Origin of the sequence: Sphingopyxis sp. (genome assembly GCF_035565275.1) — a bacterium.
In the GTDB taxonomy this organism is placed as follows: domain Bacteria; phylum Pseudomonadota; class Alphaproteobacteria; order Sphingomonadales; family Sphingomonadaceae; genus Sphingopyxis.
The window spans coordinates 1-20721 of sequence record NZ_DATMST010000130.1 but is presented as its reverse complement, the minus strand read 5'-3'; the positions used below and the strand labels follow the sequence as shown (position 1 = coordinate 20721).

The following is a 20721-nucleotide window of genomic DNA, read 5'->3' as shown; positions in this document are numbered from 1 at the left end:
GCATGGCTTTCAAGACGCGCATCACCGAGATGCTCGAAATCGAGCATCCGATCGTTCAGGGCGGCATGCAGAGCGTGGGCTATGCCGAACTCGCGAGCGCGGTATCGAATGCCGGCGGGCTTGGCATATTGACCGCGTTGACCCAGCCCACCCCTGCGGCGTTGAGCGCCGAGATCGAACGCTGCCGCGCGATGACCGACAAGCCATTCGGTGTGAACATGACCGTCTTTCCGACGATCAATGCGCCCGATTACAAGGCCTATGCGCAGGCGATCATCGATGGCGGAATCAAGATTGTCGAAACCGCCGGCACGCAGGCGGTGCGCGAGATCTGGGAGATGCTGAAGCCGCATGGCGTCACGATCCTGCACAAGTGCACTGCGGTGCGCCACGCGCTGTCGGCCGAACGTGCGGGTTGCGACATCATTTCGATCGACGGTTTCGAATGCGCGGGACACCCCGGCGAGGATGATATTCCGGGCCTGATCCTGATCCCCGCCGCCGCCGACAAGGTCAGGATTCCGATGCTGGCGTCGGGCGGCTTCGGCGATGGCCGCGGCCTCGTTGCGGCGCTCAGCCTCGGTGCCGACGGGATCAACATGGGAACGCGTTTCTGCGCCACCGTCGAGGCGCCGATCCACGATAATGTGAAGCAGGCCTATATCGAAAATGACGAGCGTGGCAGCTTCCTGATCTTCCGCAGCTTCAAGAACACCGCGCGCGTCGGCAAGAGCGCGGTCAGCGAAGAGGTGGTGCGCCGTCTGTCGCAGCCGGGCGCACAGTTCGGCGATGTCCAGGAACTGGTGGCGGGCGCGGCGGGCCGCGAACTGCTCCAGACGGGCGACTTGTCGAAGGGCGTGTTCTGGGCCGGCATGGTGCAGGGACTGATCCATGACATTCCGACCTGTCAGCAACTGATCGACCGGATCATCGCGGAGGCCGATGCGATCGTCGATCAGCGGCTCGCGTCGTTGAGGGCGTAAGCTGCCGCGCCGATACGCTGGCGCGCGGGGCGCGCTTTCGATATGATATGATTCATTGGTGATCGATCATATCGGAGCCCGCCGGCGCTCCAGGGGAAATTTTTGAGTCTTACGGATTATAAGGGATTTGGCGGCGCGCTTCTGTCGGCCGACGTGCTCGGTGATGACAATGATCCCGCTGTGCTGTTGATTCCCGACGGGGAACAAGGACGCGCCGCCTGGCGCGACGTCGCCGACGCGCTGGTGCTTTCGGGGCGCCGGGTGGTCAATCTCGACCTGCGCGAACCGGGTGGGGACCTGTCGGAACAGGACGAACTCGCACCGCATATCGAGGATCTGCGCGCCGTGCTGGCGCAAATGGGCTCGCGTCCGGTCGTCGTCGCCGCGAAGCGTGGCGGCTGGATTGCGACGCGCGCATTGGCGCTCGATGGCGCGCATCTCGCGGCGGGGCTCGTCGTCGTCGATATGCCGGTCGATGCGGATGCGATCGCCAGCGGCACCGCCGCGCGACTCGCGCTTCCGACGCTTGTCGTGCGCGGCGGCTTTTCGCCCGCGCACTGCAGCGCCGCCAGCGACGCGTTCAACGCCGCGCTGCCGATCGGCGAGAGCGCCGATATCGAGGATTGCGACGTCGCGCTCGGTGCCGACCGGACCGAAGCCCTGCTTGGCCAACTGCTCGAATTTCTCGAACGGCGGCAGCCCCGCGAAGCGATGGAGTTCAAGGCGGGGTCGGATCCGCGAACGCTGCGCGATGCGATGGGGTGCTTCGCCACCGGCGTGACGATCGTGACCGCGCTGGATGCGGTCGGAACACCGGTCGGTCTGACCGCGAACAGCTTTACGTCGGTATCGCTCGATCCGCCGCTGCTGCTTGTGTGCATCGCAAATTCGGCGGGGACGGCGCCGGTGCTGCGCGAGGCCGTGCATTTCGGCGTGAACGTACTGCAGATCGGTCAGCAACCGACGTCGAACCGTTTCGCGACGCGCGGCGAGGACCGGTTCGCAAATCAGCCGTGGTCGCCGGGCCAGACCGGCGTGCCGTTGCTCGCGAGTTCGCTGGTATCGTTCGAATGTCAGCGCGAGGCGGTGCACGAAGCCGGCGATCATTATATTCTGGTCGGCCGCGTGGTGCGCGCGCAATTCGAACCGCACCGCGACCCGCTGCTCTATTTTCGTGGAAAGTACCGCCGCCTGCATTTCGCCTGAGCGGAGCGGGGAGGTCCGCGGGATTAAAGCTCGAAGAGGGTCGGTTCGTCGGGCGTCGGCGTTTCGATGACCAACAGGCCAAGATGCATGGCCTGGGTCACGAGATGCGCGCGGTTTCGCGCGTTCAGCTTCAACCGGACATTCTCGATATGCCGCTCGACGGTTCGGGGGGCGATGTTGATTTCCAGCGCGATCTGCTTGGCCGACCATCCGACCGCCACCAGTTCGAGGATCTGATGTTCGCGAAAAGTCAGATGCGGTTCAAGATTCAAAGCGTTTCGATGCACGGCGCAATCCCCTGACACCCAAGGCGTGGACAATTGGCGACCATCGAGCATCGTTTATGCGCAGCAATGCCGCAGCCCCACCTGCTCTGGCTTGCATGATATCCTCTGGTGTCCCGATTGGCAATTAACTCAAGCTAAATAGTGAAAAGAGGTAACTTGCTATACGCATATTCCTATTGCGCTGAATTCAATATGTTTTTTCCCGAAAAAGATAAGGAATATTACGTAAGTGTTTTGTCTACGTTGATCATGCACGCGAATTCCTAGGTCTTTCTTCGGATGGATTCACGATGATCAAAGGCACATGAGACTCTTCAAACGGGGTCGCCGCAAAAACCAATCCAGATTGGAGACGTGGCGTGCAAGGGCTGTCGACTGAAATCCATCGGGGAGCGATTCCCCAGAATACGATCCTGAAATTTCGCAAGGGCGAAATTATCTTCTCTCAGGGCGATCCCGGTGATTGCTGGTTCGAGGTCCTGTCGGGTACCGTTCGAACCTGCCATTTTCATATGGACGGACACCGGCAACTGACCGGGTTTTTCTACCAAGGCGATGTATTCGGTGTCGAATATGGCGCGCGCGATGCCGCTGCCGAAGCGGTTACCAACACGACCCTGACCCGCCGTCCTGCGTTGAATGTCGAATTCGATACATTCGGGCAGAACAACGCACTCGAGCGTGCGCTCGACAGCGCAAACCAGTGCATATTCCTGCTCGGCCGCCGCAATGCGAACGAACGCGTCGCGGCATTCCTGCTGATCGCGGCAAAAAGGCTGGCAGCGGTTGACAGCATCCCGCTGCCGATGACGCGCAGCGACATCGCCGATCATCTCGGCCTGACCATACACACGGTCAGCCGGACCATTTCCGGTTTCGTCCGTCGGGGTCTGATCGAACTGGAGGGGCCGCAACTGTGCCGGTTGACCGACATCGAAGGGTTGCGCGCCATTGCCGGTGACGAGATCGGCGCCGCGATCGACAAGATCGCGGCAAGCAGGCTGCGGCGATCGTCGAGCGGGCAGGAGGTCGGGCTATGAACCGCGCGCCAGCCCCACCGTTTCTGCGCCACGTCGGTGTCACCGCGATCGGCCTGTCGGCTGCGCTCGTTCCTTCGCAGGTCGAGGCACGCGACGCGCCGACGCTCGAATGCCTGTGCGATGCGCTCCCCTTCCTCGATACCGGTGCGACATGGAATGCCGTGGCGTCGGGATCGGCCGGGCAGGGCGAAGGCCAGGCGGCCGCGCCCGTCGAGAGTGAAATAGAAGCGCAACGACGGATCATCGCGGAACAGCGCGCCCTGATCGAGCGGCAAAGCGCGATGATCGCCTTGCAGGGACAGCAGATCGACAAGCTGCAACAGCAGATCATGACGCAGCAGGCGCAGGTCGACCAGCTCGCGTCCTTCCGGCTCGCCGACGTGCCGCTCGACCTTCTGCGCGGTGCCGGCACGGGGCAAGGCGTTGGCCCAAGTCCTGCTTTGCCCGGCCCCGGCAGCGATGCCGTGGCACTGCCCGATGCGCCCGTCGGCGAAGCGCCGCCGCCGAGCGAGTCGCCAGAACAACGTGTCGCGGCGGTCCCGGAAGGGCAGGGCGTATTGACGCGCGCGGGCGAACTCTTTTTCGAGCCCTCGTTCGAATATACGCGCTCGTCGACGAACCGGCTCGTCTTCCGCGGGATCGAACTCATTCCCGGCATCCAGATCGGGCTCATCGAGGCGACCGATGCCGATCGTGACACGCTCGTTGGCACCGCGTCGCTACGCTACGGGATCAGCGACCGGCTCGAGGCCGAGGTGCGCGTGCCTTATCTCTATCGCAACGACCGGATCGAGGTCGTCCAGCAACGCGACGAAGGCATCGTACGGCAGATAGCCCTGCGCGAGGACGGGGTCGGAGACGCCGAATTTTCACTACGTTATCAGTTCAACCGCCCGGTCGGCCAGAAGCCGATCTTTGTCGGATCGCTGCGCGTCAAATCCGATACCGGCAAAGGGCCGTTCGAGATTGATTATGACGAATTCGGCGTTGCGACCGGTCTTGCCACCGGGTCGGGTTTCTGGGCGGTTCAACCGGGGCTCAATTTCCTGATGCCGTCCGACCCGGCGGTAATCTATGGCGGGGTGGCCTACCTCTATCATATCCCTCGCGATGTGAACCGGATCGTCGGTGACGTGCTGATCGGGCGCGTCGATCCGGGCGACGCGGTTTCCGCGAATATCGGCTTCGGCTTCGCGCTCAATCCGCGCTTCTCCTTTTCGCTCGGCTATCGTCACAATTATATCTTCCCGACGCGATCGGAGATCGGCGACACCGTCCAGAAATCCAACTATCTGCACGTCGGCTCGCTCAATTTCGGCATGTCTTACCGTCTGACGCAGCGCGACGTGATCAACCTCGGTTTCGAGATCGGGGTGACCGAGGATGCGCCCGACGTATCGATCACGCTGCGCATGCCGTTCGGCGGGAAATAACCTGAAACAGAAAATGCCCCGCCGAAGCGGGGCAAGGTGACCGACCCCGTCAGGAACGGGGCGGGGGGTCGTCAGTTGCCGAGCGCGCCGACCGTCTGCGCGCCCATCACAGCGCCGATCGCGTCGCTCATCCGGGTGGAGGCCAGGGCATCGCGAAAGCCTTCGTAGCCGCTGATATCGAGCACGGCGTCGACCTGCTGGTTCAGCGAGACATTGCTGGCGGTGTTGATCATCACGTTCTGGATCGCGTCGGTGCTCTGGATCAACGCGGTCTGGCCGTTGTTGGCAAGAAACACCGATTCGTCGCCGACGCGCATGGTAATGCCGCCGCTGGTAAGGATGCCGCCCTGGATCTGCGCGGCATCGACCGCCGTCAGCGCCGGCGATACGAAGCGTTCGATCGTCGACCCTTCGGGCGTCCAGCTGACGATCGTGCGCAACGCCAGTTCGTCGTTTACAAAGCTGCGAATGTCGGCGCCGAACGCGATTACCATTCCCTGAAAGGCGAAACCGCCACGTTGCATGGCAAGGACCTCGTCCGGCAGTGCCGCCGCGTTGACAAGAGGGTCGCTGCCGGGCTCGCTTGCCGCCAGCAGGGCTGGCGTGAGTGCGAGCAGGAGGATGCGTCTGGTCATGGTCGGCCTCATTTCACGGTGCCGACGCGAACATCGAGCAGAATTTGTGGCGTCAGCTGATATTGGGGAGGGAGGTTCGTCGTCAGGTCGCCGACCGAAACATGGAGCGAACCGTCCCTTTCGAGCGGCGCCTGTGACCAAGGGCCCCAGTCGCCGGCAAGATTGAAGGCGGGGCGCTTCTTGCCCCCTTCGACGATCGCAAGCGCAATGCCGTTCCAGTGCTTCTCGAAATCCTCGAGCGAATATTCGTTGAGCCCGAGCACCGAATCGCCGGTGAGCACGCGGTCGCCGCGCACCCCCTTGATCACCACGAAATGCTTGAAGCCCTTGAGATCCATCAGGACGATCGTCGGGCGCTTGACCTGCTTCAACTGGTCGGCGCTGATCCGGAATCCTTCGGCGCGATAGCCGCGCGAGGCGAGATAGGTCTTCATGTCGAGCATCGAGAAGCCGACCTTGCGAATTGCCTCGCGGTCGCCCTTTTCCCACATCGCGCGGAAGGGCGCGGTCTCGGCTGTCGGTTCACCATAGTGGAAGGTCAGCAGGGTCGCGAGCGCGGCGGAGCCGCAGCTGAAATCATAACGTTGCCGGACTACCGAGCGAAAAGGAATATCCCACCAGGTCATGACCTGCAGCGAATAGGTGCCGCCGGTTTCGGGCCCGGTCAGGCGGACCTCGCCGGCTGCGGGCACCGCTGCAACGGCGCACAGCATGCCCGCGATCAGGGCGCGCATGGACCGCATGGCGCCGCTCAATCGCCGAGGTTGATCGTCAGGTTCATGCCGCTCTGGGCGCTGACCTGCGCGCCGGTGTTGATCAGCAGATTGCCGACACCGTTGAAATTGGACAGGGCAAAGTCGCTGAGCGTGACTGCACCCGCGGTATAGTCGCCCTTCAGGATGTTGCCGCTGACGATCGAATCCATCGTCTGGTTGGTGATCACGAGCGACTGGCCGCCGCGCAGCGTATCGAGCTCGGTATCGTTCAGCATCGGCGATTTGCGTTCGGGCCGCGTCGCCATCACGGGGCGCACGGAGGCTTCGACCGGGACCGCTTCGATGACGAGGCGGACGGCAGGCGCCGCACCTTCGGGTATGACCGGCTGCGCCGATACCGGCGTGAAAAGGCCTGCTGCGATCAGCAGCGCGGGGACGATCGGGGGTTTCATGGCGCATGCGCTCCTTGAAAGCGAAAGGGGAAATGGCCGGCCCGCCAGTGGTGCGGACCGGCCATCCGGGGGGACCGTTAGTCCTCGCCGCCGCCGCCGCCGCCAGCAGCGGCCGGAGCGCTGTCGCCGAAGCTGACCGTGCCCGATGCCGCAATATTCGTTGCAGCCTGGGCATTCGAGTTGATGCCCGTGTTCCACGCCGCGTTCAGGATGCCCGCATAGGCCGCGAAGGCGCTGCCGCGAACCGAGTTGTTGCCGCTGTTATAGCCGACAGCCGTGTCGCTTTCGTCTTCACCGTCGAGGTCGACGAGCTCGTCCATCTGGCTGTTGGTGTTGGTCGCATTCAGCGTTTGGGTCGCCACAACCAGGCTGTTGCTGTTGAACGAGCCATTGCCGTCGTTGTCCTGATCGTCATCCGAAAAGGTATCGGCGGCATTATCCTGGACGAACAGGTCGATCAGGTCGTTCACAACGAGGGTGTCGCTGTTATTCCCCGACGCACCGGTGGTGGTGTTGTCGTTGTCCTGATTTTGTTGCGCCATGGCCGGCGCAGCAACAACAGCAAGCGCCAGGGTCGACGCCGCAAGCATGACTTTCTTGATCATGACTTTTCCTCTCAAAAAAGGGGATGGCGCGCGATGCCGAACGGCATGCCTGATGCGGATCCTCCCCGACTCCGTCCGCATCGATGCGAACAGGGGCATCATGCTCCGCGGGCGCAGGTCCGGTTTTGCGAATTGGCAATCGCGGAGGGGGAAAAATAACCGGATGATATCGGTAGGTGTATTCGCAGGCCACCGGGCAGGCGCGGGCGACGATGGCGCGGATGTTTGCGACGGCAGTCCTGTCTGATCGTCGGAGCGAGGCTGTACCGATCTGCGGACGCCGGAGGAAAGGCCGAGGCGACTGGTGCCGCCCCGGCGCATTGTCCTTTATCCGCCCGTGCGCGGGTCCGGGCGTGCGAACGGACGTGCCGGGCTTCGGCTTCTAGTCGAACAATTCCTCGAGAAACGACTTGCGGCGCTTGGGGTAGCCACGATGCTCCTTGGCATAGCCATGGTTCTGATGCGGCGGCGGCGATGTATGCAGGGGCGCCGATTGCGACGATCTCGGCGCCATATCTGCGGCACTACGCTCGATAATCTTGTCGAGTTCGCCGCGGTCGAGCCAGACGCCCCGGCATTGCGGGCAATAATCGATTTCGACCCCCTGACGATCGCTCATCGCGAGAGGGACCTTGCAGACGGGACAGGGCATATTGTGGGCTGACGACACGGTAACCTCCATAACAGATCAAAATCCATCGAAGGCGCCGGTCAGGAAACCCCTTGCCAGTCTGGCACCGAGCGCACTCGATGCGGTCCGACATCGCGATCGCTTGCCTGCAATCGCCAGAGGGGCCCGGCCCGCGCTTCCTAAGTATGGTGCCGGGACCGGGTGTCAAGATGGCCGGAGGTTTTGCCGTTCCGGCCGGCCCACGACGGGACAGGAATGAAAGATGGCGGAGCGGGAGGGATTCGAACCCTCGATACGCTTTTGACGTATACTCACTTTCCAGGCGAGCGCCTTCGACCACTCGGCCACCGCTCCGCTGCACCCGGTCGTTTCGTGCGGAGCACGGAGCGTGAATCGGGTGCGTTACCAATTCGCACTGGAAGGCGCGCCCTAATCGCTCGGCGGGGCTTTCGCAAGCCGATTGGGCGTGCCAGACATCGGCCATGAAAAATCTGGCCCTCATCATCGCCACGGGCGCATCGCTCGTCCTTCCCGCCCATGCCGAAGAGCCGGCACCGATCCCTTCGCCGGGAGAGATCGTCGCGGCCGCGCCTGCGAGCGACTGGATCGCGATCGCGCCGTCGGACTTGCTGGTGATGGACATGGCACCCGATGCCAAGGGCAAGGAGCGCCGCGTCGTCATCCAGTTGATGCCCGCGCCGTTCAGTCGCGGATGGATCACAAACATCCGCACGCTTGCTGCGGCGCATTGGTGGGACGGGACGAGCGTCAATCGCGTACAGGACAATTATGTCGCGCAATGGGGTGATGCGACCGAAAAGAAGCCGCTGCCGCGGGGCCTGGAGACGGTAGCCGAAAGCGGATATGAGGTCGATGAACCGAGCGGGTTCACGGCGCCCGGGCTTCCGCTCCACTATCAGGCGAGGCCTTCCGATCCGTCGCCGGCAAAGGTCGGCGGTCATATCGTCTTTCGCGACAATCCGGGCTGGAACTATGGCTCCTTCTATCGCGGCTTCCCCTATGTCGGGGCGATGAACCCGCACCAGTCGAAGATCTGGCCGATTCATTGTTACGGCGCCGTCGGTGTCGGTCGCAACATGTCTCCCGATACGGGAAGCGGCGCCGAGCTCTATGCCGTTATCGGCCATGCAACGCGCCATCTCGATCGCAATGTCGCGGTGGTCGGACGGGTGGTCAGCGGGATCGAATATCTGTCGAGCCTGCCGCGCGGCACCGGTTCGCTCGGCTTTTACGAAGATGAGGCAGAGCGGGTGCCGATCCGGTCGATCCGCCTTGCCGGCGATCTGCCCGCGAGCGAGCGGCCGAAGTTCGAATATCTTTCTACCGAGAGCGGCAGCTTTGCGCGCTATGCCGAAGCACGCGCCAACCGGCGCGATCCCTTCTTCAACAAGCCCGCGGGCGGCGCCGACATCTGTAACATTCCCGTGCCCGTGCGTCCGGGCCGATAGCCGGCGTGGAGGATTTCACGGTCACGACGCTTCTCTGGCGCTGGCAGTCGGCGACTGCGCCCGCGGCGTGGTTTTTCGTGACGGTTGCCGGCGACGCGGCCGACGGTATCCGCCTTGCAGCGATAAGCGGGCAGTGGCTGGACGGGCGCAAGGGATTCGGATCGGCAAAGGTGCGCGCGACGATCGGCGATACGATCTGGAGCACGTCGGTTTTCCCGCACAAGGAAAGCGGCGGCTGGCTGTTGCCCGTCAAGGCGGCGGTCCGCAAGGCCGAGGGGCTGGCGGAGGGCGACGAGGTGACCGTGACGGTCAGTCTTTAGGCGGGGTTTCGCTCCCGGTCTCGCGGGCTTGCGCCTTGCGTTTGCGCAGGTTGTTGCGCAGCGCCTCTGCCAGGCGGCGCTCGCGTTCGATCTCGGCGGGGGAAGGGGGCTTGCTCACGCGGCGACCCATGCCTGCGAAATCTCCTCATCGTCAAGCCTCGCATCTTGACAGGCGAAGAGCGCCCCGCCATAGGCCGCGCCTGCCCGGCGAACATGCGTTTGCGGGTGTTCCGGTTGCTGCTGTAGCTCAGTGGTAGAGCGCGTCATTGGTAATGACGAGGTCGACAGTTCAATCCTGTCCAGCAGCACCATTTTTCCATTTTATCGAAGATTGACCCCTCGGGGATTCGTGCGTTTGCCGCAGGTCAGATCCGCGCGGCCAGCAGCCAGTCGTGGAAGACCTTGACCGCCGGCTGGCGCAACGCGCGCGGGCGACACACGAACCAGTAGCTGTAGGGGCTGTCGACGTCGAAATCGAACAGGCGGACGAGCCGTGGGTCGCGCGCGTCGTCGAGATGATGTCCGTGCATGAAGGCGACGCCGATGCCCTGTGCGGCAGCCTCGAGCATCAACGGGCCCGAATCGAAATAATCGATCCCCGCCGGTTCCAGATAGGGCATGCCGACCGCTTTCTTCCACTCGCTGAAAGTCTCGGGCATTTCGCGATGGAGCAGGACGGTCATCCGCTGCAATTGTTCGGGAACCGCGATCGGCCGATCGCCGTCTGCAAGCGTCCGCGAAGCGATCGGGAAGACCTTGTCCTGATCGAGCCGCGCGGCATAGAGCGCGGGGTCGATCGAGCGGGAAAGCGCGATCGCGGCGTCGATGCCTTCGCCCAGCCGCGCCTCTGCGTGTGACATGGTGTCGATATCGATGTGCAGTTCGGGGTGTTGGCGCCTGAGTTCGGGCAGGCGCGGGAATAACCGCTGCTGCGCGAAGAGCGGCAGCACGTTGAGATGCAGGCGCAGCGAGGCATCGGGGCTGCCGACCTGCCCGATCGCAGTGCGCAGTTCGTCGAGGATCGGCGACAGCTGCTCCTGTAGGGCGCGCCCGGCTTCGGTCAGGCTCAGCCCGTGGTGATGCCGGTTGAACAGCGGGCGTCCGACCGCATGCTCGAGGGTCTGGATGCGCCGCGACAGGGCGGGCATCGACAGGCCGAGTTCGATGGCGGCGGCTTTCACCGTACCGTGACGGGCAACCTCGAGAAAGGCTTCCATGCTGCTGAGAGGAGGGAGGCGTGGCATATGCGAGGGTAATGATGACATGACCTATCGGGACATGCCAGAATTTTGTGCGGTGCGTCATAAATCGACGACGCACGGGGGTCGCAAATCGGGAACGACCATCCTATCTTCGTCATTCTGACCTTTTTGAGGGAGACGCCCATTGGCCGACGCAGCGGTAAAAGAAAAACAGGTGAAACTGCAGGTGGCGAATGCCCGGGCGGAAGAAAGCGGAGGCGGCATCGCGCGTATTCCGCGTTCGGCAATGGCCGCACTCGGGGTGACCGAAGGCGATATTATCGAGATCAGCGGCAAGCGGCAGACGGCATCGCGCGTCGTGGCGCCCTATGCCGAAGACGAAGGGCTGGAGGTCATTCGTCTCGACGGCCTGCAACGCGCCAATGCCGGTGCGGGTGCGGGCGACATGGTCGTATTGAGCCGCGTCGAGACGCGCGCAGCGACCCGCGTCGTATTCGCTCCCGCGCAGGAGAATCTGCGCTTGCAGGGATCGGCCAACGCGCTGAAGCGCAGCTTCTTCGGGCGCCCGCTCGTCGCCGGCGATACGGTCGCGACCGCGGGGCAACAGCGGCTGCCGTCGGGCGACATGCCCCCGCAACTCCGCCAGATGCTCAACGCGCCCGCCTATGCACTGGCCGAAGTTCGTCTCCTTGTCGTCTCGGCGGCCCCCAAGGGCGTTGTCTTCATCGACGAGAATACCGAGGTCGAACTGCTCCCCGAATATCAGGAGCCGCAGGACGCCCGCCGCACCGACGTGACCTATGACGATCTTGGCGGACTGGGTGAAACCATCGATCAGTTGCGCGAGATGGTCGAGCTGCCGCTGCGCTATCCCGAGCTTTTCCGGCGTCTCGGCGTCGATCCGCCGCGCGGGGTGCTGTTGCACGGCCCGCCGGGCACCGGCAAGACGCGCCTCGCGCGCGCGGTTGCCAACGAAAGCGAGGCGCAATTCTTCCTGATCAACGGCCCCGAGATCATGGGATCTGCCTATGGCGAATCCGAGAAGCGGCTGCGCGATATCTTCGAGCAGGCGGCGAAAGCCGCGCCGTCGATCCTGTTCATCGACGAGATCGATTCGATAGCGCCAAAGCGCGGGCAGGTGCAGGGCGAGGCCGAAAAGCGCCTTGTCGCACAGCTGCTGACGCTGATGGACGGCCTGGAGCCGCGAACGAATCTCGTCGTCATCGCCGCGACCAACCGTCCTGACGCGATCGACGAAGCGCTACGGCGTCCGGGCCGGTTCGACCGCGAGATTGTGATCGGCGTACCCGACGAAAGCGGCCGCCGCGAGATATTGGGCATCCATACGCGCGGCATGCCCCTGTCGGAAAATGTCGACCTTGCCGAACTGGCGCGCACGACCTTCGGTTTCGTCGGTGCCGATATGGCGGCGTTGACACGCGAAGCCGCGATCGAGGCGGTGCGGCGGATCATGCCCAAGCTCAACCTTGAGGAAGGGACGATTCCGCCCGAGGTTCTCGAGGAACTGCGCGTGACGCGCGAGGATTTCAACAATGCGCTGAAACGCGTCCAGCCCTCGGCGATGCGCGAAGTGATGGTGCAGGCCCCTAAAACACGCTGGAGCGACATCGGCGGGCTCGACGCTGCGCGCGACAAGCTGATCGAGGGGATCGAGCTGCCCCTGAAACATCCCGAGGCATTCCGCCGGCTCGGCATCCGTCCTGCGAAGGGTTTTCTGCTCTATGGCCCGCCCGGCACCGGCAAGACCCTGCTGGCGAAGGCGGCGGCGCGCGAATCCGACGCGAATTTCATCTCGATCAAATCGTCGGACCTGCTGTCGAAATGGTATGGCGAGAGCGAGCAGCAGATCGCACGTCTGTTCGCGCGGGCGAGGGCCGTCGCGCCGACGATCATCTTCATCGACGAACTCGACAGTCTGGTGCCTGCACGCGGCAGCGGCACGTCGGGCGAGCCGCAGGTGACCGAGCGTGTCGTCAACACGATCCTCGCCGAAATGGACGGGATCGAGGAGATGCAGTCGGTCGTCGTGATCGGCGCGACGAACCGGCCCAACCTCATCGACCCCGCGCTGCTCCGGCCCGGACGGCTCGACGAGTTGATCTATGTGTCGGTGCCGAATGCCGAAGGACGCAAGCGGATCCTCGAGATCCAGACCGGCAGGATGCCGCTCGCGAAGGACGTCGACCTTGGCGTGCTTGCGGAAAAGTCGGACCGTTTCACAGGCGCTGACCTCGAGGATCTGACGCGCCGCGCGGGTCTTGCCGCGCTGAAACGTTCGATCGGCAGCGATACGGTGACCATGGAGGATTTCGAAGCGGCGCTGAAGGATACGCGCGCCTCGGTAACCGAGGCGATGGAAAAGGATTATGAAAAGATCCAGGGCGAGATCAAACAGGCGGCGATGAGCGTCGATCCGATCGGTTTCTTCGCGCCCGGTATGCTCAAGCCCGTCCGCGAGCGCAAGCATGAGGAAGAACCCAGGGACTAGGTCGTTCCCCGGGCTGGCGGCTGGTCCTGCTTGAGCGCGGACCAGCCCCAAAGCACCAGCCAGCCGCAAAAGGCAGCCATCAGGCCGTAAGCGACCATCGGGTGCCAATTGTAGAGCAGCACGCCGATGGCGGGCGATATGATATAGGCCGATCCGTTGATCGAGGCCGTCATCCCCGCGACGCTGCCCTGATCGCGGCGCGGCACCGAGAGCGACGCGCCCGCGGTAAAGCCGGGGCGGAACAGGCCGAAGCCGAGCGAAGCCGTCGCAAAGCCGATGGTGATCGCATGCTGGTCCTGCGCGAGACCGGTCATCAATATGCCGACGACCGCGAGCGCTGCGCCCCATAACACGGTCGATCGCGGCGTGAGCTTGAACAAGGGAATCAGTCCCCACTGGGCCAGCAGCGTGGCCACGGCACCCGACATCAGAACGGTTCCGGTAATGTCGGCGCCGGTTTCGGGAGCGAGGCGCAAATGGAGCCGGTCGAGGATCAGGAAGCCGATGACGCCGAGCATCATGGCCTGGGCCTGCCCCCCGAAAAAGCCCGCGAGGAGCCATGGGCGAATCCGGCCGTCGCGCCAGGCGAGCGTCTCCTGTTCGGGGGCGGCGTCTTCATTCTCCTCCTCTCCGGTCGGTTCGGCCGGACCGGCCGAGAGCGGGTAGGGGGCGATGGCCCCGCGTGCGGCAAAGCGCGGCGTGTCGTTGGGGAGGCGCCAGCGCAGCATGATCAGCACGACAAGACCAATCAGCGCGAAAACGAACAAGGGTCCGGCAAGCCCGACGACGGGAAGGATGAAATAGGGGGCGATAGCCGGTCCGATGACCGTGCCGAGACCGAACGAGGAGGAAACGAGCGACAGCGCCTGCGTGCGTTGCTCGGGATCGGTGCGCGAGGCAACATAGGCTTGGACCGCGGGGGGCGAGGCCGATCCAAAGCCGCCGTAGAGGCTGCGAAACAGGGCGAAGGCGATGAAGGTCACCCCGGCTCCGACAAGGCCATTCAACCCGGCCCAGAGGATAAGCCCGCACAGCGCCATCGACGAGAAGAAACCGACGACTCCCAACGCCATCAGCGCCTTGCGCCCGCGCTTGTCCGACTGACGCGCCCAATGCGGCGCGGTCATCACCCAGAGCAGCGCCGACCAGCTGAAGGCGAGACTCACCCATACGTCGGGGATATGAAGCTTGGCGCCGATTGCGGGGAGGATCGACTGCATTGCGGTATTGCCCGCAGCGGCGACCAGCATCACCGCAAAAAGAACCGCCATACGATCGGAAGGGATGGAATGCGATGTCGTCGCCATGTTCGCCCCTCCTGCCTGCGGTCGGTAACGCCGCCTCTCCCTACACGCGGGTGCCTGTCTGTCCAGAGTCAAGACCGACTCTTTCCTTGCACCATCGCGTCGATTTTGCCACGCCATGGGGGACTGCAACAATGCGAAAGCCATCATGACCAATCCGCGGGCGCAGGCCCAAGAAACGAAAGTTGCGCTTTCCAGACGGATTCGTGACGGTCTCAAGCGCTTTTTCGGGCCGTGGGGCATGTTCGTCCGCGGCTTTATCAAGCATCCCGTCATGGTCGGATCGATCGTGCCGTCGTCGCCAACGCTGATCCGCCATATGCTGCGCCCCGTCGACTGGAAGAATACGAAGCTGTTCGTCGAATATGGCCCGGGGGTCGGCACCTTCTGCCGCCCGGTGCTCGAACGCATGGCGGGCGATGCGACGCTGATCGCGATCGACACCAACGAGGATTTCATCGATTATCTGCGGAAGGATATCCGCGACAGCCGCTTCATCGCCGTTCACGGATCGGCGGCCGACGTCGAGGAAATCATTCGCGCCCACGGTTTCGAGAAGGCTGATTATGTCCTTTCGGGCCTGCCTTTTTCGACGCTGCCCGCGGGCGTTGGTCCCGCGATTGCCGCCGCGACGCATCGCGTGCTCCGTCCCGGCGGTGCTTTCCTCGTCTATCAGTTTCGTGCCCGCGCGCGCGATTTCCTCGCCACGCACTTCAATCGCATCGACAATGCGTTCGAATGGGTGAACGTCCCGCCCTGCTTCCTTTTCTGGGGCTGGAAGGACTAGACCTCGGTATCGGGGTCGGTTTCGGCAAGTCCGAAGTTGAGCCGCCGCGACACGGTATAGTCGGCGACCCCGACAACGAACCATGCGAGGGTCCAGCGAAGCCGCGTCAACCAGCCTGCGCGCGCCTTGTGGCTTGCGGGGGTTATAACATCGCAATCGCCTTCCTGCGCGGCGATGAAGTCACGCATTTGCGTTGCGAAACCGGCATCGGCGACGCGCAGCATCACCTCGACATTCACGAACAGGCTGCGCATGTCGAAATTGGCCGTGCCGATATAGACGACATCGTCGATGACGATCAGCTTCATGTGCAGCCGGCACGGCAGATATTCCCATATCTGTGCCCGTTTCCGCAGCAGATAGCCGTAAAGCAGGCGCGAGGCGCCGATCGTTGCGGGATTGTCGGACTTCGCCGCCATCATGAAGCGCGCCCGCCCGTTGCGCGCGACGCGGCCCAGCCGCCGCAGCATCCCTTGCCCGGGCGAGAAATAGGCCATTGCCATGTCGAGTTGCCGCGCCTTTTCGAGGTCGGCTCGCACCGCACGCGCCCAGGGAGACAGGCGTTGTGTCGGCCCGCCGACAAGCCACGTCACCGGTCCGGCGTCGATCGGCCATTCGCGGATCAGGCGGCGGAGCATCAACAGCTTGCCGTCGTGATTCACCGTATAGTCGTGGATTTCCTCGAACCATGCGACCATTCGGGCGATCGAAGGTCCGCGAACGATAATGCCGAGGTCGAACCAGCATCGCGTTCCTTGGCTGCTGAGATACGGATCGGCGATGTTGAAGCCTCCGGTAACGGCTATATTCCCGTCGATCAGAAGCAGCTTCTGGTGATTTCGGATCAGATAGCTCGATCGCCAGTGCCGCGAAAAAAAGGTGACGCTGCCGCCCGCCTCGCGCAGCGGGGCGAAGATGCTGTCAGCGATGTCGGACGAACCGAAACTGTCGATGACGGCGCGTACGCGGACGCCGCGCCGCGCGGCCGCGGTCATCGCATCGAGTATGCGCGTGCCCGCTTCGTCATGTTCGAAGATATACATGATCAGGTCGATGCTGCGGATCGCGCCGGCCAACAGGGAAAGAATCCGCTCCAGCCGCCGATCGCCGTCGACGATGACTTCCAGCCGGTGTTCGGCCACGTTGGCCGCCAATGGCGCGGTCTCGTTGACGGGGACGGGCACGTCGATCATGTTTCGCTCATAGGCGGCGGGCCGCAATGGCCGCAAGAGCAGCGGTTTTATTGACATTGCCCGCCCGGGCTGCTAGCGTGCAGCGCTTGCCGCCACGCCCCTCGAAAGGGCTGGTCTCTCCTATACCTAAGGAAACAATATGGCCCGCGTTACCGTCGAGGATTGCGTCGACAAAGTTCCCAACCGTTTCGACCTGGTCCTGCTTTCCGCGCACCGCGCCCGCGAGATTTCGGGCGGTTCGGAGCTGACCATCGACCGCGACCGCGACAAGAACCCGGTCGTCGCGCTGCGCGAAATCGCCGAGCAGACCGTTCGCCCGAAGGATCTCAAGGAAACGCTCGTCGGGTCGATGCAGAAGGTCGTCGTCGATGATGACGATACGCCCGATGAAATCAGCTCGATCAGCCGTTCGGCCGAAGCGCTGCGCCTGACCGCCGCCGCGCCGCCGCGCAGCCCGGCCGGTGGTGGCAGCGACTTCGAATAAGCGTCGCCGGAAATGATCATCAGAGGGCTGCAGGAAACTGCGGCCCTCTTGTTTTATGGAAGCTGTGTCAGCTCGGTGATGCGGATCGCCTTCGACGCCAGCATCGGATCCAATATCCGCTGGATGCGATGTGCTCGCTGCGAGCCGACGGCGATGTTGAACAGGCTGTTGGCAATGACGTCGGCGATCTGGACCCCGTCACTTCGCTTGCTGTCGGCGAGCGAGGCGCGGCCCCATTGGCCGAGCCCGTCCTGTATCTCTTCGCGGACCTGCGCCAGAATCTTGGGGTCGTATCGCCCGTCGTCGATCACAACGTCGGTGCATACGCCGCCCGTTTCGGGCAACCAGCGTCCGATCGCAAGATTGAGCAGCCCCGCATAAAGCGCGAGATCACTCGGGAGTGTGCCGCCCGGGTTCTGCGCAAGCTTGTCGCGCTCGGCAACTGCGACCCATGCACGTCCGCCAGCACGGTCGAAGAGTTCGAGCAGCCAGGCGCGCTCGACGATGCTGATCCGGCTGCCCTTGAGTTCACCGCGAAGCCCGGTGACACTGCGGAAGCGTTCGTGAATTTCATTCGCCGCCTTCGGTGTCAGCATCACCGCCGAAAAGGTCATCGCTCCCGCGTTGAGTCCACCCGATTCGTCACAATAAATCGTCATTCGAAAGACTTACCGCATACGCCTGAAAAGTTGCCGAAGTGGGGCCCCGGGTCACGCCGGTCCTGGCCAAGCATGTTCTTTTTCTCGGTCACGGCCGTCTCCTTGGGACCCTTGGATATTTGACGCATCAAGCGGGGCAGGGATAGCGCTTCTTCATCAACGTATCGAAAGCCGAATAGACGCTGATGCTTTTGCGCACCGGAACAGGATAGCTACGGAGATGCGCGAGCCATTGTTCAGGGGTCAATGTACCTGATTCGGGCGGGCAACTTGTTGTTTTGAGCCCCGCCTTGCGCTGGGCATCGATCCGTGCCTTGTAGCGCTTGCCTGCTGCGACCACTTCGCCTTTCAGCTGGTTTCCCTGCGGCGTCGCGAGCGCCAACGGACCCAGCCGCTCGAGCGAGGCCGCGCGCGCCAGAAAGGCCGCGACGCTCATGTCGCCTGGCGCCATGGCGCACAGGAACGGCGCGGCGAGCAGCGCAGGCAAGAAGCGGGCACGGGTCCGGTTGTTCATGCGTCGCAACTTGCCCAAGGCCAATGAATAATCCCTGAATTCAACGGCTTGGGTTCGTCCTATGCGCCCTGCGGATTGGCGTCGCCGAACGGGCGCGGTTTGCGCTTGATTTGCGGCAGGCCGCCGGCATGCCCCGACACGGGCGTGCCGCGCTTGCCGGCATCATCCTCGCGGCCGATGTCCTCGCCCTTGATGGCGCGCTTGGCCTCTTCACCCGACAGCGTTTCATATTCGAGCAGCGCGCCGGCGAGCAGGTGGAGCTCGTCGATATTGTCGGTGAGCACCTTGCGTGCGACCTTTTCGCCTTCCTCGACGAGGCGGCGAACCTCGGCGTCGATCAGCTTTGCGGTTTCTTCAGACATATTCTGCGCACGCGACACACTATGGCCGAGGAATACCTCGTCCTGATTGTCACGGTAGCGCAGCCAGCCGAGCTTTTCCGACATGCCATATTCCATGACCATCGAGCGCGCCATGTCGGTCGCCTGCTGGATGTCGTTCGACGCGCCGGTATTGAGCTCGTCCTTGCCGTAGATCAGCTGTTCGGCGATGCGGCCGCCAAAGCAGAGCGCGAGGCGCGCCTTCATCTGCTTCATATTCTGGGAATAACGATCGCGTTCGGGCAGGTTCCACGTCACACCCAGCGCGCGGCCGCGCGGAATGATCGTCACCTTGTGAAGCGGATCGTTGTGTTCGACGTGCAGCGAAACGAGCGCATGGCCGGCTTCGTGATAGGCGGTCGCTTTCTTTTCGTCCTCGGTCATGACCATCGAACGGCGCTCGGCGCCCATCATGACCTTGTCCTTCGCCTCTTCGAACTCGTTCGAGGCGATCAGGCGCTTGCCCTTGCGCGCTGCGAGCAGCGCCGCTTCGTTGCAAAGATTAGCCAGATCGGCGCCCGAGAATCCGGGCGTTCCGCGGGCTACGCGGCGGAGGTCGACGTCAGGGGCCAGCGGCTTCTTGCGCGTGTGAACTTCGAGGATTTTCTGGCGGCCCTCGATGTCGGGACGCGGTACGACGACCTGCCGGTCGAAACGGCCCGGACGGAGGAGAGCGGGGTCGAGCACGTCGGGGCGGTTCGTCGCGGCGACGATGATAATGCCCTCGTTGGCTTCGAAACCGTCCATTTCAACGAGAAGCTGGTTCAGCGTCTGCTCGCGTTCGTCGTTGCCGTTGCCGAGCCCGGCGCCGCGGTGGCGGCCGACCGCATCGATTTCGTCGATGAAGACGATGCACGGCGCGTTGCGCTTCGCCTGTTCGAACATGTCGCGGACGCGGCTCGCGCCGACGCCGACGAACATTTCGACGAAGTCCGAGCCCGAAATGGTGAAGAAGGGAACGCCGGCTTCACCCGCGATCGCACGGGCGAGCAAGGTCTTGCCGGTACCCGGCGAACCGACGAGCAAGGCGCCCTTCGGAATCTGGCCGCCGAGTTTCGAGAATTTGGTCGGGTCTTTCAGGAATTCGACGATTTCCTCGAGCTCTTCGCGCGCCTCGTCGATCCCCGCGACGTCGTCGAACGTCACGCGGCCCTGTTTTTCGGTCAGCATCTTGGCGCGCGACTTGCCGAAGCCCATCGCGCCCGAGCCGTTGTTCTTCTGGACCTGGCGGAAAACGAAGAAGGCGATGCCAAGGATCAGCAGGAAGGGCAGCGACTGGACGAGCATATACATCCAGAAATTGGGTGCTTCGGTCGCCTTGCCGTCATATTTGACGCCATTGTCGTTGAGCATCTTGAGCAGTTCGGGATCGCGCACGACGTTGGCGCTGAAACGGCCACCGTTCGACAGCGTGCCCGTCACCTTGTCTTCGGACAGGACGACGTCCTTGACGCTGCCTTCCTCGACCTTCTGCCGGAATTCGGAATAGGCGAGGGGGTTGCCCACAGGCTGCGAAGCGCCGCCGAACATCGAGGCGACGAGGAGCATGGCAAGCAGGATGCCGCTCCAGATCATCACGCTCTTCATCCAGGGGTTGCCCTGCGGTTCCTTGTCGTCCTGCATGCAGAATCTTTCCTCAACGGCGCAGCCATGCGCTCCTGTCTGCACAAGATAGGATAATCCGGTTAAATGACAATGAGCCAATCAGCCCTTTTTGGGCGCTTTCCGGCGCGGCGCAGCAGAAATACGCCAAATCGTCCGTTCAAGGCCGCGCACGGCGTCGATCAGCAGCGCGCCGACCATCGCGCGGCGGCCTTCGTGCATCGCGGCGATCACGCCGTCGAGCGAGGCACCGCGCAGCACAAGTTGCGGTGCGTTTGCGCGCAGCCGCTGTGCGACGATGCGGCGAAAC

At 63.3% G+C, this 20721-nt stretch carries 22 protein-coding genes, 2 tRNA genes and 1 pseudogene; 10 read left to right on the top strand and 15 right to left on the bottom strand.

The window, feature by feature from the left end:
• Nucleotides 1-2 precede the first annotated feature (2 nt).
• Together VN047_RS08705 and VN047_RS08700 are read left to right on the top strand one after the other, a co-directional pair.
• Entirely contained in the window at nt 3-983 is a 981-nt protein-coding gene (locus tag VN047_RS08705; protein ID WP_325541780.1) for a nitronate monooxygenase family protein, read from the top strand.
• A 102-nt stretch (nt 984-1085) separates the two neighbouring features.
• Nucleotides 1086-2189, top strand: coding sequence for a flavin reductase (locus VN047_RS08700; protein WP_325541778.1), 1104 nt, complete (start codon nt 1086-1088; stop codon nt 2187-2189).
• A 23-nt stretch (nt 2190-2212) separates the two neighbouring features.
• Here the strand turns inward: VN047_RS08700 and VN047_RS08695 are convergent, their stop codons facing one another.
• Complete coding sequence (locus VN047_RS08695) at nt 2213-2461, bottom strand: helix-turn-helix transcriptional regulator (RefSeq protein WP_325541776.1); 249 nt, start codon at nt 2459-2461, stop codon at nt 2213-2215.
• Between the two features lie 374 nt (nt 2462-2835).
• On the opposite strand from VN047_RS08695, the gene VN047_RS08690 reads away from it, so the two are divergent.
• Nucleotides 2836-3516 (top strand): helix-turn-helix domain-containing protein, encoded by a 681-nt coding sequence (locus VN047_RS08690; protein WP_325541774.1) that lies wholly within the window; start codon nt 2836-2838, stop codon nt 3514-3516.
• The gene (locus tag VN047_RS08685) at nt 3513-4949 is read left to right on the top strand and encodes a hypothetical protein (RefSeq protein ID WP_325541772.1); all 1437 of its coding nucleotides are present in this window, start codon (nt 3513-3515) and stop codon (nt 4947-4949) included. Before VN047_RS08690 ends, VN047_RS08685 begins: the two co-directional genes overlap by 4 nt.
• 71 nt (nt 4950-5020) lie before the next feature.
• On the opposite strand, the gene VN047_RS08680 is transcribed toward VN047_RS08685, so the two are convergent.
• From VN047_RS08680 to VN047_RS08655, 6 genes are all read right to left on the bottom strand, one after another.
• On the bottom strand, nt 5021-5584 hold the full coding sequence (locus VN047_RS08680) for a hypothetical protein (protein WP_325541770.1): 564 nt from the start codon (nt 5582-5584) through the stop codon (nt 5021-5023).
• Nucleotides 5585-5592: 8 nt separating this feature from the next.
• A complete protein-coding gene (locus VN047_RS08675) occupies nt 5593-6327 on the bottom strand; it encodes a C39 family peptidase (protein ID WP_325541769.1) in 735 nt (244 codons plus the stop codon).
• An 8-nt stretch (nt 6328-6335) separates the two neighbouring features.
• Nucleotides 6336-6752 carry a hypothetical protein gene (locus VN047_RS08670; RefSeq protein WP_325541768.1) on the bottom strand — a complete coding sequence of 139 codons (417 nt, stop codon included), beginning with the start codon at nt 6750-6752 and terminating at the stop codon, nt 6336-6338.
• Nucleotides 6753-6829: 77 nt separating this feature from the next.
• Nucleotides 6830-7459 (bottom strand): hypothetical protein, encoded by a 630-nt coding sequence (locus tag VN047_RS08665; protein WP_325541767.1) that lies wholly within the window; start codon nt 7457-7459, stop codon nt 6830-6832.
• Nucleotides 7460-7739: 280 nt separating this feature from the next.
• The gene (locus VN047_RS08660) at nt 7740-8039 is read right to left on the bottom strand and encodes a zf-TFIIB domain-containing protein (RefSeq protein ID WP_325541766.1); all 300 of its coding nucleotides are present in this window, start codon (nt 8037-8039) and stop codon (nt 7740-7742) included.
• Nucleotides 8040-8251: 212 nt separating this feature from the next.
• Nucleotides 8252-8342: transfer RNA gene (locus VN047_RS08655), tRNA-Ser, on the bottom strand.
• A gap of 128 nt (nt 8343-8470) precedes the next feature.
• On the opposite strand from VN047_RS08655, the gene VN047_RS08650 reads away from it, so the two are divergent.
• The gene (locus VN047_RS08650; RefSeq protein ID WP_325541764.1) at nt 8471-9457 is read left to right on the top strand and encodes a peptidylprolyl isomerase; all 987 of its coding nucleotides are present in this window, start codon (nt 8471-8473) and stop codon (nt 9455-9457) included.
• Nucleotides 9458-9462: 5 nt separating this feature from the next.
• Nucleotides 9463-9777 carry a DUF1905 domain-containing protein gene (locus VN047_RS08645; protein WP_325541762.1) on the top strand — a complete coding sequence of 105 codons (315 nt, stop codon included), beginning with the start codon at nt 9463-9465 and terminating at the stop codon, nt 9775-9777.
• Here VN047_RS08645 and VN047_RS08640 read toward each other — a convergent pair.
• Nucleotides 9767-9907, bottom strand: coding sequence for a hypothetical protein (locus tag VN047_RS08640; protein ID WP_325541760.1), 141 nt, complete (start codon nt 9905-9907; stop codon nt 9767-9769). The genes VN047_RS08645 and VN047_RS08640 overlap by 11 nt on opposite strands.
• Before the next feature lie 106 nt (nt 9908-10013).
• Here VN047_RS08640 and VN047_RS08635 point away from each other — a divergent pair.
• Nucleotides 10014-10088: transfer RNA gene (locus VN047_RS08635), tRNA-Thr, on the top strand.
• A gap of 54 nt (nt 10089-10142) precedes the next feature.
• Here the strand turns inward: VN047_RS08635 and VN047_RS08630 are convergent.
• Entirely contained in the window at nt 10143-11021 is an 879-nt protein-coding gene (locus tag VN047_RS08630) for a LysR substrate-binding domain-containing protein (protein WP_325541758.1), read from the bottom strand.
• Nucleotides 11022-11163: 142 nt separating this feature from the next.
• Here VN047_RS08630 and VN047_RS08625 point away from each other — a divergent pair, with 142 nt between their 5' ends.
• Nucleotides 11164-13488: a CDC48 family AAA ATPase gene (locus VN047_RS08625; RefSeq protein ID WP_325541757.1), complete on the top strand. Its 2325-nt coding sequence runs from the start codon at nt 11164-11166 to the stop codon at nt 13486-13488.
• On the opposite strand, the gene VN047_RS08620 is transcribed toward VN047_RS08625, so the two are convergent.
• Complete coding sequence (locus tag VN047_RS08620) at nt 13485-14795, bottom strand: MFS transporter (RefSeq protein ID WP_325541755.1); 1311 nt, start codon at nt 14793-14795, stop codon at nt 13485-13487. The two genes, VN047_RS08625 and VN047_RS08620, sit on opposite strands and share 4 nt — an antisense overlap.
• Before the next feature lie 145 nt (nt 14796-14940).
• On the opposite strand from VN047_RS08620, the gene VN047_RS08615 reads away from it, so the two are divergent.
• Nucleotides 14941-15579 (top strand): class I SAM-dependent methyltransferase, encoded by a 639-nt coding sequence (locus VN047_RS08615; RefSeq protein ID WP_325541753.1) that lies wholly within the window; start codon nt 14941-14943, stop codon nt 15577-15579.
• On the opposite strand, the gene VN047_RS08610 is transcribed toward VN047_RS08615, so the two are convergent.
• A complete protein-coding gene (locus VN047_RS08610; protein WP_325541751.1) occupies nt 15576-16772 on the bottom strand; it encodes a cardiolipin synthase B in 1197 nt (398 codons plus the stop codon). The genes VN047_RS08615 and VN047_RS08610 overlap by 4 nt on opposite strands.
• 139 nt (nt 16773-16911) lie before the next feature.
• On the opposite strand from VN047_RS08610, the gene rpoZ reads away from it, so the two are divergent.
• Nucleotides 16912-17256 carry a DNA-directed RNA polymerase subunit omega gene (gene rpoZ / locus VN047_RS08605; protein ID WP_325541749.1) on the top strand — a complete coding sequence of 115 codons (345 nt, stop codon included), beginning with the start codon at nt 16912-16914 and terminating at the stop codon, nt 17254-17256.
• Between the two features lie 53 nt (nt 17257-17309).
• Here the strand turns inward: rpoZ and VN047_RS08600 are convergent, their stop codons facing one another.
• The 4 genes and pseudogenes from VN047_RS08600 to VN047_RS08585 all read right to left on the bottom strand — a co-directional run.
• Nucleotides 17310-17915: a DUF3800 domain-containing protein gene (locus VN047_RS08600; RefSeq protein ID WP_325541747.1), complete on the bottom strand. Its 606-nt coding sequence runs from the start codon at nt 17913-17915 to the stop codon at nt 17310-17312.
• A 127-nt stretch (nt 17916-18042) separates the two neighbouring features.
• The gene (locus VN047_RS08595) at nt 18043-18429 is read right to left on the bottom strand and encodes a hypothetical protein (protein ID WP_325541745.1); all 387 of its coding nucleotides are present in this window, start codon (nt 18427-18429) and stop codon (nt 18043-18045) included.
• A gap of 59 nt (nt 18430-18488) precedes the next feature.
• Nucleotides 18489-20432, bottom strand: coding sequence for an ATP-dependent zinc metalloprotease FtsH (gene ftsH, locus VN047_RS08590; protein ID WP_325541743.1), 1944 nt, complete (start codon nt 20430-20432; stop codon nt 18489-18491).
• Between the two features lie 81 nt (nt 20433-20513).
• Nucleotides 20514-20721, bottom strand: a pseudogene (locus VN047_RS08585) (tRNA lysidine(34) synthetase TilS); the annotation flags it as partial.